At 66.2% G+C, this 12,562-nt stretch carries 12 protein-coding genes and 1 pseudogene; 5 read left to right on the top strand and 8 right to left on the bottom strand.

Annotated elements, in window-relative coordinates; translation table 11 throughout:
- Window positions 1-435: 435 nt before the first annotated feature.
- Both RTW82_RS15535 and RTW82_RS15530 read right to left on the bottom strand, forming a co-directional pair.
- Window positions 436-909 carry an NUDIX hydrolase gene (locus RTW82_RS15535; protein ID WP_316925698.1) on the bottom strand — a complete coding sequence of 158 codons (474 nt, stop codon included), beginning with the start codon at window positions 907-909 and terminating at the stop codon, window positions 436-438.
- The gene (locus RTW82_RS15530; protein WP_031288443.1) at window positions 906-1,337 is read right to left on the bottom strand and encodes a hypothetical protein; all 432 of its coding nucleotides are present in this window, start codon (window positions 1,335-1,337) and stop codon (window positions 906-908) included. Before RTW82_RS15530 ends, RTW82_RS15535 begins: the two co-directional genes overlap by 4 nt.
- A 92-nt stretch (window positions 1,338-1,429) precedes the next feature.
- Between RTW82_RS15530 and pip the strand changes: the two genes are divergently transcribed.
- The 5 genes from pip to RTW82_RS15505 all read left to right on the top strand — a co-directional run bounded on the left by pip (window position 1,430) and on the right by RTW82_RS15505 (window position 5,576).
- Complete coding sequence (gene pip / locus RTW82_RS15525) at window positions 1,430-2,407, top strand: prolyl aminopeptidase (protein ID WP_184489700.1); 978 nt, start codon at window positions 1,430-1,432, stop codon at window positions 2,405-2,407.
- Complete coding sequence (gene dtd, locus RTW82_RS15520) at window positions 2,407-2,844, top strand: D-aminoacyl-tRNA deacylase (protein ID WP_184489699.1); 438 nt, start codon at window positions 2,407-2,409, stop codon at window positions 2,842-2,844. Before pip ends, dtd begins: the two co-directional genes overlap by 1 nt.
- 140 nt (window positions 2,845-2,984) lie before the next feature.
- The gene (locus RTW82_RS15515; protein WP_021221376.1) at window positions 2,985-3,776 is read left to right on the top strand and encodes a transporter substrate-binding domain-containing protein; all 792 of its coding nucleotides are present in this window, start codon (window positions 2,985-2,987) and stop codon (window positions 3,774-3,776) included.
- Window positions 3,777-3,886: 110 nt separating this feature from the next.
- Window positions 3,887-4,849 carry an amino acid ABC transporter permease gene (locus RTW82_RS15510; RefSeq protein ID WP_316925633.1) on the top strand — a complete coding sequence of 321 codons (963 nt, stop codon included), beginning with the start codon at window positions 3,887-3,889 and terminating at the stop codon, window positions 4,847-4,849.
- The gene (locus RTW82_RS15505) at window positions 4,842-5,576 is read left to right on the top strand and encodes an amino acid ABC transporter ATP-binding protein (protein WP_316925697.1); all 735 of its coding nucleotides are present in this window, start codon (window positions 4,842-4,844) and stop codon (window positions 5,574-5,576) included. Before RTW82_RS15510 ends, RTW82_RS15505 begins: the two co-directional genes overlap by 8 nt.
- Window positions 5,577-5,641: 65 nt before the next feature.
- Here RTW82_RS15505 and RTW82_RS15500 read toward each other — a convergent pair whose 3' ends face one another.
- From RTW82_RS15500 to RTW82_RS32205, 6 genes and pseudogenes are all read right to left on the bottom strand, one after another.
- Window positions 5,642-8,029 (bottom strand): TonB-dependent siderophore receptor, encoded by a 2,388-nt coding sequence (locus RTW82_RS15500; protein ID WP_316925632.1) that lies wholly within the window; start codon window positions 8,027-8,029, stop codon window positions 5,642-5,644.
- 174 nt (window positions 8,030-8,203) lie between these two features.
- On the bottom strand, window positions 8,204-9,193 hold the full coding sequence (locus RTW82_RS15495; RefSeq protein WP_316925631.1) for a FecR domain-containing protein: 990 nt from the start codon (window positions 9,191-9,193) through the stop codon (window positions 8,204-8,206).
- The gene (locus RTW82_RS15490; protein WP_316925630.1) at window positions 9,190-9,747 is read right to left on the bottom strand and encodes a sigma-70 family RNA polymerase sigma factor; all 558 of its coding nucleotides are present in this window, start codon (window positions 9,745-9,747) and stop codon (window positions 9,190-9,192) included. The genes RTW82_RS15495 and RTW82_RS15490 overlap by 4 nt, the downstream gene beginning before the upstream one ends.
- Before the next feature lie 262 nt (window positions 9,748-10,009).
- A complete protein-coding gene (locus RTW82_RS15485; protein ID WP_316925629.1) occupies window positions 10,010-10,432 on the bottom strand; it encodes a UPF0158 family protein in 423 nt (140 codons plus the stop codon).
- 57 nt (window positions 10,433-10,489) lie between these two features.
- On the bottom strand, window positions 10,490-11,203 hold the full coding sequence (locus RTW82_RS32210; protein WP_410478808.1) for a methyl-accepting chemotaxis protein: 714 nt from the start codon (window positions 11,201-11,203) through the stop codon (window positions 10,490-10,492).
- Window positions 11,204-11,344: 141 nt separating this feature from the next.
- Window positions 11,345-12,334, bottom strand: a pseudogene (locus tag RTW82_RS32205) (methyl-accepting chemotaxis protein); the annotation flags it as partial.
- Window positions 12,335-12,562: the final 228 nt, after the last annotated feature.

The following is a 12,562-nucleotide window of genomic DNA, read 5'->3' as shown; positions in this document are numbered from 1 at the left end:
CCCCAGACGACGCTTGCGGCGAACGCACTTCAGTGCGGCCCGAAGGGCGAGCGTAGCGAGTAACGGCGATGGAGTGAGGGAACCCGACGCAGTCGGGCCGGATGATGGGGCAAGCGTTTTTGGTTCCTTTTTTGTGGTTCGGCATCCCGACGACTGCCAAAAGAGACTCGCCCGGGGGGGCGAAACCAGAGACATCACCAGAGCTCGGCAATCAGCTGGGCTCAATTCTTCTAGCAACACTTAACGCAGACAGAGCCAATGAATTCGCCCCTACAGGGGCATGCGGTGAAGGGCTTTCGTAGGATGGGAAGAGCGCAGCGAATCCCATCGATGGCCGGAGCGGCACTCTCGTAGGGTGGGCCGGGCGGCGCTCCGCTTCAGCCCACCGTTCGTTTTTTTCGCGAATGAATTCGCTCCCACAGGAGCCGTTCCGGGCTAGGTCTGCAACCCGAGATGGCGGATGGTGGGCAAGGTGGGCGCGATGCGGTCCCAGGTGTCGTCCAGCAGCTCGGCGGGGTAGAAGGGCAGGGCGGCCAGTTCTTCGCGGCTGATCCAGGCCAGCTCGCGGATGTCGAACTCGTCGCCGCCCAGGCCCTTGAGGTTGGCCAGGGTGGGTTCGCCGTGGTGGGCGTCGATGCGGTAGAACAGCTCCATATGGAAGCGGCCCATGGCCGGTTCGGCGAACTCGCGGACGTAGACCAGCGGGCCGACTTCCACCACCAGCCCGGTCTCTTCGAAGAACTCGCGCTTCACCGTGTCGCGGGTGCAGGCATCGGTATCCGATTCGAAGCCGCCGCCCGGTGGTATCCAGTAGGTGTCGTCGCCGACCACGTGCTTGACCAGCAGGATGCGCCCGGCCTCCACCAGCAGGCCGGCGGCGCGGATGCGGTGTTGCAGCTTGGGGGCTATTCCCAGGTGAGCCGTGCCAGTTTCCATTCGCCGTCCTCCAGCCACCATTCGAGCTTCACGGCGTAGTGTCGCGCGGCGTCGGGGAGCAACCCCTCGGCGCCGGCCAGCCCCACCTGGGCCTCGGTGTAGCCCTTGGTACTGTAGGTCGGGTCGATGCGGTTGGCCTTGCCCAGGGCCAGGATGCGCACATTCTTGTGCCGCAGGAACAACAGCGTCATGGTGCGTTTGGCCCATTCACGGTCGAACTCCTGCTGGGCGCTGAACTGCGGGTGCAACTGGTCGATCACCGCGCTGGTCTTCTTCGCTTCGAGGTTGTCCTGCAGCTGCTGTACCGCGGCATCCAGCGCAGCGGCGGGATCATCGCGGCCGCACCCGGTGAGCGCGACTAGAATCAATGCGATCGCGAAAATCATCTTCCCAGGTGACATGCCTAACTCCCTTTTCCTCGTTATGATGCCCGGCAGGACAGGTGGCGGAGACCCGCAAGGGGTCGAGCTTACGCAGAGTATCGGAGCCCAGAATGCAGACTTTGTTTCCGGAGATTAAGCCCTACGCCCGTCACGAGCTGGCGGTGGACGAACCGCATGTGCTCTACGTCGACGAGAGCGGTTCGCCCGACGGCCTGCCGGTGGTGTTCATCCACGGCGGCCCGGGCTCCGGTTGCGACGCCCTGAGCCGCCGCTTCTTCGACCCCAACCTGTACCGCATCGTCACCTTCGACCAGCGCGGCTGTGGCCGTTCGACGCCCCATGCCAGCCTGGAGAAGAACACCACCTGGGACCTGGTGGCCGACCTGGAATGCATCCGCGAGCACCTGGGCATCGACAAGTGGGTACTGTTCGGTGGCTCCTGGGGCTCGACCCTGTCCCTGGCCTATGCCCAGGCACACCCGGAACGTGTGCAGGCGCTGATCCTGCGTGGCATCTTCCTCTGCCGTCCCCAGGAGATCACCTGGTTCTACCAGGCGGGTGGCGCCAGCCGCCTGTTCCCCGACTACTGGGAAGACTATGTCGCGCCGATCCCGGCCGACGAGCAGGGCGACCTGCTGCAGGCCTTCCACAAGCGCCTGACCGGCAGCGACCAGATCGCCCAGATGCACGCCGCCAAGGCCTGGTCCACCTGGGAAGGTCGCACCGCCACCCTGCGCCCCAGCGGCCCGGTGGTGGAGCGCTTCAGCGAGCCGATGCGCGCGCTGTCCATCTCCCGCATCGAGTGCCACTACTTCGTCAACGATGCCTTCCTCGAGCCCAACCAGTTGCTGCGCGACATGCACAAGATCGCCCACCTGCCGGGCATCATCGTGCACGGCCGCTACGACGTGATCTGCCCGCTGGACAATGCCTGGGCACTGCACCAGGCCTGGCCCAACAGCGAGTTGCAGATCGTCCGTGATGCCGGCCACGCCGCGTCCGAGCCGGGCATCACCGATGCGCTGGTGCGCGCCACCGACCAGATCGCCCGCCGCCTGCTGGACCTGCCGCCGGAAGAAGAGGCCTGATGAAGGGCTTGCTGCAACGGGTCTCCGCGGCCCGCGTGGACGTCGCTGGCGAAACCGTCGGTGCCATCGACCAGGGCCTGCTGGTGCTGGTGGGTGTCGAGCCCCAGGACAGCCAGGCCAGCGCCGACAAGCTGCTGCACAAGCTGCTCAACTACCGTGTGTTCGCCGATGCCGAGGGCAAGATGAACCTCTCCCTCGGCGCGGTGGGGGGCGGCCTGCTGCTGGTGTCCCAGTTCACCCTGGCCGCCGACACTCGCAGCGGCCTGCGCCCGAGCTTTTCCAGCGCCGCCCCGCCCGCCCTGGGCGAGGAGTTGTTCGACTACCTGGTGGCGCAGGCGCGCCTCAAGCACCCGCAGGTGGCGACCGGCCGCTTCGGCGCCGACATGCAGGTGCACCTGGTGAATGACGGCCCGGTCACCTTCCTGCTGGAAAGCTAGGCCTCGCGCTCCACCCGTCCGAATCTGGCGTACTTCTTGCTTCTGACTCGCCATCCACGGCGCGGGCGGTTAGCATCTGCCGCCTGCCCGTCGTCCGTGGGCTGCCAACAATAAAACGATCTGCCCAATCAGGAGTAAGAATGAAGAAGCTTCTCGCATCCCTGTTGCTCTCCGCCTGCGCCGTCACCGGCCTGGCACACGCTGGCGTCGTCGATGATGCGGTCAAGCGCGGCACCCTCCGCGTCGGCATGGACCCGACCTACATGCCCTTCGAAATGACCAACAAGCGTGGCGAGATCATTGGCTTCGAAGTCGACCTGCTCAAGGCCATGTCCAAGGCGATGGGCGTCAAGCTGGAACTGGTTTCCACCAGCTACGACGGCATCATCCCGGCCCTGCTGACCGACAAGTTCGACATGATCGGCTCCGGCATGACCCTGACCCAGGAGCGCAACCTGCGCCTCAACTTCTCCGAGCCCTTCATCGTGGTCGGCCAGACCCTGCTGATCCGCAAGGAGCTGGAAGGCAAGATCAAGTCCTACAAGGACCTGAACGACGCCCAGTACCGCATCACCTCGAAGATCGGCACCACCGGCGAGATGGTCGCCAAGAAGCTGATCGCCAAGGCCAAGTACAACGGCTTCGACAACGAGCAGGAAGCGGTGATGGACGTGGTCAACGGCAAGGCCGATGCCTTCATCTACGACGCCCCCTACAACGTGGTCGCGGTGAACAAGGCCGGCGCCGGCAAGCTGGTGTACCTGGAAGAGCCCTTCACCTACGAGCCCCTGGCCTTCGGCCTGAAGAAGGGTGACTACGACAGCATCAACTGGATCAACAACTGGCTGCACCAGATCCAGAAGGACGGCACCTACGATCGCATCCATGCCAAATGGTTCAAGAACACCGCCTGGCTGAAGGATATGGAGTAATCGCAGCCGCGAAGCCCTGACGCTTCACGCTGCAGACGGCAGGTTCCGGCTCACGAGGCCGGGCCTGCCTTTTTGCCTTCTATGGCCTCCCGCCATGAAAGAGATAGCCCGTGACTAGAAAACAACGTCGCACCTGGCCCTGGCACGTACTGACCGGCCTGATCCTGGTCGTGGTCGCCTATGGCCTCTGGTATTCAACCTCCCTGATTTCGTACGAGTGGCGCTGGAACCGCGTGCCGCAGTACTTCGCCTACCACGCCGAAGAAGCCCAGCGCGCCGCCGAGTACGCGCGGGTCGATGTCATCGCCGAGGAGGGCGCCAACGCCCGGGTGACGCTGGTCAACGATGCCGGCGAGGAACAGCAGCTGGTCATCGCCAAGGACAGCCTGCAGGTTTCCCAGGGCGATGACGTCGCCGAGGGCGATGTGGTTGGCGTGACCCGCCACTGGGCCGCCGGGCCGCTGCTCTGGGGCCTCTGGACCACCCTGTGGATATCCGTCCTTTCCGGTGCCTTCGGCCTGGCCATCGGCCTGTTCACCGGCCTCTGCCGGCTTTCGCCGAACCCCACCCTGCGCGACCTCTCCACCGTCTATGTCGAGCTGGTGCGCGGCACGCCGCTGCTGGTACAGATCTTCATCTTCTATTTCTTCATCGGCACCGTGCTCGACCTGTCCCGCGAGTTCGCCGGGGTGGCGGCGCTGGCGCTGTTCACCGGCGCCTACGTCGGCGAGATCGTCCGGGCCGGCGTGCAGTCCATCGCCCGTGGGCAGAACGAGGCGGCGCGTTCCCTCGGCCTGTCTTCCGGGCAGTCGATGCGCCACGTGATCCTGCCCCAGGCCTTCAAACGCGTGCTGCCGCCCCTGGCCGGGCAGTTCATCAGCCTGGTCAAGGACACCTCGCTGGTGTCGGTCATCGCCATCACCGAATTGACCAAGAGCGGCCGCGAGGCGATCACCACCTCCTTCTCGACCTTCGAGATCTGGTTCTGCGTCGCCGCCCTGTACCTGGTGATCAACCTGCCCCTGTCGCAGATCGCCAACCGCCTGGAACGGAGGCTTGCGCAAAGTGATTGAAGTCCGTGAGCTGATAAAAGTCTTCGATGCCCGTGGCCATGAGGTGCGCGCGGTGGATAACGTCACCACCCAGGTGGCCCGTGGCGAAGTGGTGGTGGTGATCGGCCCGTCCGGTTCCGGCAAGTCCACCTTCCTGCGTTGCCTCAATGGCCTGGAAGAGCTGGACTCCGGCTCGGTGAGCATCGACGGCGTCGACCTCGCCAACCCGAAGACCGACGTGAATGCCTACCGCCGCGAGGTGGGCATGGTGTTCCAGCACTTCAACCTGTTCCCCCACATGACGGTGCTGGAGAACCTCTGCCTGGCGCAGAAGGTCGTGCGCAAGCGCGGCAAGGCCGAGCGCGAGGAGAAGGCCCGGGCGCTGCTGGCCAAGGTCGGCATCTCGCAGAAGGTGGACGAGTACCCCTCGCGCCTCTCCGGTGGCCAGCAGCAGCGCGTGGCCATCGCCCGTGCCCTGTGCATGGAACCCAAGGTGATGTTGTTCGACGAGCCCACCTCGGCGCTGGACCCGGAAATGGTCGGCGAGGTGCTGGACGTGATGAAGCAGCTGGCCGTCGAGGGCATGACCATGGTCTGCGTCACCCACGAGATGGGCTTCGCCCGCGAAGTGGCCGACCGCGTGCTGTTCTTCGACCACGGCAAGTTGCTGGAGGACGCGCCGCCGGTGCAGTTCTTCGACCAGCCACAGGACCCGCGCGCGCAATCCTTCCTGCGCCAGGTGCTGTAACGAAAAAAGGGCCGCGATGCGGCCCTTTTTCATGGGTGGCGTTACCCGGGCAACGCCACGCCGGCTTACCAGTTGTAACTCACCTTGGCGGTGAGCTCGCGGCCCGGGTTGTAGTAGTCCGCCGTACCGGAGCCCACCACGTGCTGTTCGTCGAGCAGGTTGCTGACGTTGAGCGCCAGGTCGGTGCCCTTGGCGATCTTGTAGTTGAGCGCCGCATCGAACAGCGTGGTGCCGTCGCTCTGGCCGCTGTTGGCCGCATCGAAGTAGTAGGCGCCAATGTAGCGCGCACCGAGACCGACGCTGACGTCCGTGCCCGGCAGGCTGTAGTAGCTCCACAGCGATGCCGAGTGCTTGGGCGCGGTGACCAGCTCATTGCCCTTGAGCGAGGTACCGTTGCGCAGCGTGCCGCGAACCACCTCGCTGTCCATGTAGGAGTAGCCGCCGACGAGGCTCAGGTTCTCCGTCAGCTCCGCCTTGGCTTCCAGGTCGAGACCGCGCACGCGCGACTCACCCACGGTCTCCCGCTCGATGGCGCCGCTCGGCTGCACCACGGCAATGGTGATGTCTTCCTGGGTCAGGTCATAGATCGCGGCCGAGAACAGCGCGTTCATCGCCAGCGGCGAGTACTTCACGCCGATCTCGTACTGCTTGCCACGTTCGGGCGTGGTGCCGACCACCGGCGGGGCCACGGACTCCACCATGCTGACGTAGGTGGAGACTTCGTCGGTGACCATGTAGGTCAGGGCACCGCGGAAGGAGTTCTCCGAGTAGCTGTCCGAGGACTTGACCCCGGCGATGTTGGTGCTGGAAACGTCCATCGAGTCGTTGCGCATGCCCGCCGTCACGATGAAGCGCTCGAAGAGCGACAGGTTCTGCTGCAGGAAGACGGACTTGATGGTGTTGTCCTGATCGTTGGCGCTGTAGGGCGCAACGCCGGACGGCACCCCGGTGTGGACCGGGTTGGCGATATCGATGGGGCTCGTCAGGGCATAGATCGAGCTGTCCTCGGTGGAGGCGTCGAGGTATTCCAGGCCGACGATGGTGCTGCTGTCGAGGTTCTCGAAGCGGGCGTCGTATTGCAGCATCAGGTTGCCGTTGAGCTGCTCGGACTCCTTGTCCGTGCCGAACAGGTAGCGATTGACCGTGGTGCCCGTTCGCGCGGCGGAGTCACTGATGTAGACGTAGCCGAAGTCGTCGGTCAGGTCGCTGTGGCGCAGGTTGCTGCGCAACACGAAGCCGTTGTCGAAGTCGTGAGTGAAGGTGCCGCTGATGCTGGTGCGCTCGACGTCGTGGAAGTTGTAGCTCGGCTCGCCGAAGAACTCGTCGCGATCGTATTCCTTGTCCAGCGGGTAGCCGCCGCTGTTGGGCGTGCTGTCCTGGCGCAGGTGGTCCACCACCAGGGTGGCCGAGGTGAAGGCGGTCGGCGCCCAGGTCAGGCCCCCCATCAGGAAGTTGTTGTCGTCCTGGGAGTGGTCGTACTCGCGGTCGCTGTCCTGGAACTTGCCGGTGAAGCGATAGGCCAGGGTCTGGTCGTCGTTCGCATCGCCCATGTCCAGGCCGGACTCGACATGGTCGAACGAGCCGTAGGTCACGTAGCCCTGGCCGAACTGGCTGAAGCGCGGCTGCTTGGTCACGAAGTTCACCGAGCCGCCCGGGTCTGCCGGGCCAAACAGCGTGGAGTTGGCGCCCCGCAGGATTTCCACGCGCTCATAGGCGAAGGGCTCTTCGCGTACGCCGCGCATCGAGCCCAGGGTCAGGCCGTCGCGGTAGGTGGTGGCCTGGAAGCCGCGGATGTTGAAGTAGTCGTTGCGGTCGTCGGTGCCGTAGTAGTCGGTGATGACGCCCGGGGTGTATTGCAGGATTTCTTCGGTGGTACTGGCGCTGCGCTGCTCGATTTCCTTCTGCGTGACGACGGAGACGGAAGCCGGTGTATTGAGGATGCTGGTCGCCACCTTGCCGCCGACCCAGAGCTCCTGGGCCACGATCGAACTGGAGGTTTCATCGACCTTCGCCTGGCTGTTCACCAGGATGGGCGAGAGGCGGAACGCCTCGCCGGCAGTGGCCATCTGCAGTCCATAGCTGCCGTCGTCCTGCTGGACCGCTTCCAGGCCCGAGCCGGAAAGCAGCATGGCCAGGCCGGCCGGTACCGAGTAGTTGCCCTTCAGGCCCGGGCTGGTCACGCCTTCGGCCAGGCTGCCGGCTCCCACCAGGTACACGCCCGCCTCATGGGAGAAACGCGTGAGCGCGCTGGCCAGCGGGCCGGCGGGGATGTCGTAGCTGCGCACGGAGGCGGTCGCGGCGCTGTCTTCGGCCAGGGCGACCGGTGACCAGCTCGCCAGGCTCAGGGCGCCGCCCAGCAGCGCCAGGTGAAGCGCCAGGGTCAACGGACGCAGGGCGAAAACGTGTGCAGCAACACCCGGGCGGGCAGCGCGCTGGTGACGGCGATGGGGCATGGACAGCGTTCCTCTGGGGAGCAAGGGTTGATGAACGAAGACCCTCGGCAGGCGCTGCAGCGCGGGTGCTCGGGGCACCGGTCCGGCGAGGTTTCATGTCTTCTCACTGGGTAAACCAGCGAGCAGGCAAAACCCGGAACCCTTTTCCGATATATTTTTTTTGCCGGCAGGCGTTCAGTGCCGGGCTTCGATGCTCGCCCACCAGGGCAGAGGCTGTTCGATACGGATCGGCAATGCCGATGCCAGCATGCGCAGCACGCGCTCGGAGTCCTGTACGGGGAAGTTGCCGTAGACCTTCAGGTCGGCCACGTCGTCGGCCACACCGAGGTGCCCGTGGCGATAACGGCGCAGCTCCTGCACCACCTCGCGCAAGCTGATGTTGTCGGCCAGCAGCGTGCCCTGGGTCCAGGCCTCGCGGGCGGCGTCGGCGGTCTGCAGGTCGCTGATGCGGTCGGCGGCGAAATGGGCCTGCTGGCCGGCGCCGACGATGCGAGCAGCGCCCGCAGTAGTGCGAATCTCCACGGCGCCTTCGTAGACGGCCAGCCAGGTGCGCTCGCCATCACGACGCACGTTGAAGCGCGTCCCCAGCGGCTGCAGGCGTCCATGCTCGGTGTCGACATAGAAGGGGCTCGCGCCCTTGGCGGTGGCGACGAACAGTTCGCCGCGCACCAGGGTGATGCAGCGCGCGCGGTCGCTGAACGCAAGGTCGATGGCACTGGCGGTGTTGAGCCAGGCCTGGGTGCCATCGGCCAGGGTCATCTCGCGCTGCTCGCCCGTGCGGGTGCGATGATCGGCGCCCCAGGCCATCAGGCTGGATGGCAGCAGCGCCTCGCGCCAGCCCAGCCAGCCGCACAGGGAGGCGCTGGTGATAGCCGCCATCCCGGTCAGTACCCGGCGACGCGAATGCATGCGCCCGCTGGCGATCTCCAGGGTATTGGCGGCCAGGCGCGCATCGGGCCGACCGCGCAGCGGCTCGAAATCACGGCTGATGCCTTCGACATAGCGCCAGGCCTGCTCGTGGGCCAGGTCCGCGCCCAGCCACGCCTGCCAGCGGGCACGCTGCTGGGCACTGGCCTGGCCATCACGCAGGGTGGCGTACCAATAGGCCGCCTGCTCCAGCACGGCATGCGGCGGCAAGGGCGCGTCGTTGCCTGTGCGCATCATCGGCAGAGCGGTTCCTGGCGCAACGCGGCTGCGGTCTCGCTGGCGCGCAGCGTCAGGCAGGCAAGCATCGCCTGGGCCACGTACTTGCGGACCATGCGCCCGGAAACCCCCAGTTCGGCACCCACTTCGTCGTCGGTCATCTCGCATACCACGGCGAGGGTAAAAGCCCGTGCCGCCTTGGCAGGCAACGCCTGCAACATCCCGCCGATCTCCTCCAGGGCCTGCAACACCACGGCTTCGCGCTCGGCCGAGGGGTACTCGCCCTCGGGTAGAGCTGCCAGGGTGTCGAGCCAGGCGCGCTCGATCTCCTGGCGCCGCCACAGATTGATGCACAGGTTCCTGGCGGTAGTGCGCAGGTAGGCGCGAGCCTCGGCCATGCTGGCGAAGCGGGGCGGGTTGGCGACGCCGATCAGGCGCAGGAAGGTGTCGTGGGCCAGATCGGCGGCATCGCTGGCATGCCCCAGGTGCCGGCGCAACCAGACCTGCAGCCAGCCGTGATGGTCGCAGTACAGGGTTTCCAGCGATGGAGAGGTGAGATAGGCAGATGCGCTCAAAGGCTTGTCACCACGCCGCCGGGGGTGTCCCGCGGTCATCAGGGCTTATAGTTAATGAGAATTGATTGCAATTGTTGCACGGTTTGTCAGCCGCCAGCAACCCGGCCAGGCTGCCGGTAACGGCCCCGGTGCGACACGATGTGGAGAGTGGCTGCGCGGCGCTCGTTTGTCGTTGCCGTTGCGGCAACGAAGCTGGCGACCACGCACCCCGGCGCGTGGCAGGTGCGTGGCCTATCGGCTGGCGGTCTCGTGGGGGGCTTGCTCAGTGCAGCGGCGTGGCCGGCTGCAGTTCGTTCTCTTCCAGCCAGTCCTGGGCCAGTTCGCGCAGGCGCGCCGCTTCGAAGCCTTGCCAGGCCTGCAGCAGCACCGGGTATTCCATCAGCACGTGGTTGAAGGTGCGCACTGGCTTGCGCCCGGCCAGGGCCTGTTCCAGGGCGGTATAGGCGTGGGGGTGGGACACCTCGTGGAGGAATTCCTGCATCAGCCGCAGGCTCTCGCCCGGGGTCAGCGGCTCCACCAGCAGGAAGCGCTCGGGCTCGGCGCGCAGCAGGGCGTCCAGTTCCGGGTCGGGGTCTTCCTCGGGGATCAGCAGCAGCTTGCCGCTGAGCAGGTCGAGGTAGTGGTCGAGGCCTTCGGTGTTGAGGGCGAAGGCCAGTTCGTCGAGGTCGACGGTCAGGGGGCGCATGACGGGGGCCTTGAGGGAAGGATGACTGCGTGATCCTACCCCCGGGGCTCCGTTTTGTCAGACGCGGAAGCGCCCGACCATGGTGTGCAGCTCGTTGCCCAGGCGCGCCAACTCGACGCTGGAGGCGGCGGTCTCTTCGCTGGCAGCGGCGGTCTGCTCGGAGACGTCGCGCACGCTGATCACGCTGCGGTTGATCTCCTCGGCCACTGCGCTCTGCTGCTCGGCGGCCGCGGCGATCTGCTGGTTCATCGCCTGGATGGTGGACACGGTGCGGGTGATGCTGGCCAGGGAATCACCGGCGCGGCGCGCCAGTTCCACGGTGCTGTCGGTGAGGGCGCGGCTGCTTTCCATCATGCTCGCGGCCTGCTGGGTGCCGTTCTGCAGGCCGCCGATCAGCTCCTGGATTTCTTCGGTGGATTTCTGCGTGCGCTGGGCCAGCCCGCGTACCTCGTCGGCGACCACGGCGAAGCCACGGCCGGCTTCGCCTGCGCGGGCGGCCTCGATGGCGGCGTTGAGGGCCAGCAGGTTGGTCTGGTCGGCCACCGCCTTGATCACGTCGAGCACGCTGCCGATCTTCTCGCTCTCGCGCTTGAGCTGCTGCACCGATTCGGTGGAGCGCGCCACTTCGGTGGCCAGGCGGTCCATCTGCTGCACCGCCTCCAGCACCATGCGGTTGCCGGCATTGGCTTCGCGGTCGGCGGCGAGGGCGGCTTCGGAGGCTTCCTCGGCGTTGCGCGCGACTTCCTGCACGGTGGCGGCCATCTCGTTCATGGCGGTGGCGACCTGGTCGGTCTCGACCTTCTGGCTGTTGACCCCGGCGCTGGTCTGCTCGGTGACGGCGGAGAGCTGTTCGGCGGCGCTGGCGATCTGGGTGACGCCGTCGCCGATGTGGCTGATCAACTGGCGCAGGTTGCCGGCCATGGCCTGCAGGGAGCGCTGCAGCTGGCCGAGCTCGTCGCGACGGTCGGCCTGCAGTTGGCCACCGAGATCACCCTGGGCGATGCGTTCGGCGAAGGCCAGGCTCTGGCGCAGCGGCTGGATGATCTGCCGGGTGATGACCCAGGCGGCGCCGATGGCCAGGAGCACGGCGAACAGGGTGGTGACCAGCAACTGGCCGCTGGCGGCGCTGGCGTCACCGCTGCGCTCGTCCACTTGCTGGCTGTACAGCGCCTGGCTGAGGTCGCGCATGACCTGGGCGTGGTCGGCCATGGTGGCGCTGGCCTGGCGGCTGGCAGCGGCGCCGTTGCCGAACAGGCGGATGGCGTCCTGATAGGCGGCGAAGGACTGCTGCGCACTCTGCAGGGCTTCCAGGCGCTCGCCGCTGGTGCCGGCGATGGCCTTCTGCAGGTCGGCCTGCATGGTGGCCAGCGCCGCGAGGGCCGGCTGCTCGGATTCGGGGGTCTGCTGGAAGACGAAGCCGCGCACCAGGTAGCGGATCGACAGCAGCTGGCGGTTCAGCTCGAACACCTCGCGGGCCTGGCCCAGCAATTGGCTGTCGCTGCTGTTGAGCGCCAGTTCGTCGAACAGCTGGTTCTGCAGCTTCTCGAACACTTGCAGGCTGGACTCGGCGGATTTGACCAGCACGGCGCGGGCGGCGTTGCGGGTTTCCTGGGCGCGGATCAGGTCGCCCAGGGACTGGCGGTAGGCGAGCACGGCGGCATTGAGGCCAGCCAGGCGGCGTGCGCCTTCCCCCTCGGCGAACTGCGGGCGCATGTGCTCGTTCTGCTGGAGCATGCGGTCGACCAGTTCCTCGATGTTCTTCGCGTGCTGCATGTCGCCGTTGGCGAGGAACTGCAGGCGCTCGGCGCGGGCGTCCTTGATCAGGTTGTCCACGGCGCCGACGGCGACCATCTCGTCGCTGCTGGCGATCATGCGGTCGATGCCGTGGATGCCGGTGAGCATCACCGTGAGGGTGAGCAGCAGGACCAGGCCGAAGCCGGCCACGAGTTTTTTGCTGACGGTGAGGTTGGCCAGCAGTTGCGTACACCAGTGGTACATGGATTTCTCCCGGAAATGAGCTGCGCACGGCAGTGCTTGTGGCGCTGCCGTGTTCGAGTGGGGTAGGGGCGTCTTTCGAGTTGTTGGAGCTGGGCGCGGGTGGCTGGCTGAAGGGGCCACCGGAGCTGCGAC

The sequence above is a fragment of the Pseudomonas sp. zfem005 genome, from assembly GCF_032621735.1.
Lineage (GTDB): Bacteria > Pseudomonadota > Gammaproteobacteria > Pseudomonadales > Pseudomonadaceae > Metapseudomonas > Metapseudomonas solani.
The sequence above is the reverse complement of the archived record's forward strand: the minus strand, read 5'-3'. Positions and strand labels throughout refer to the sequence as shown.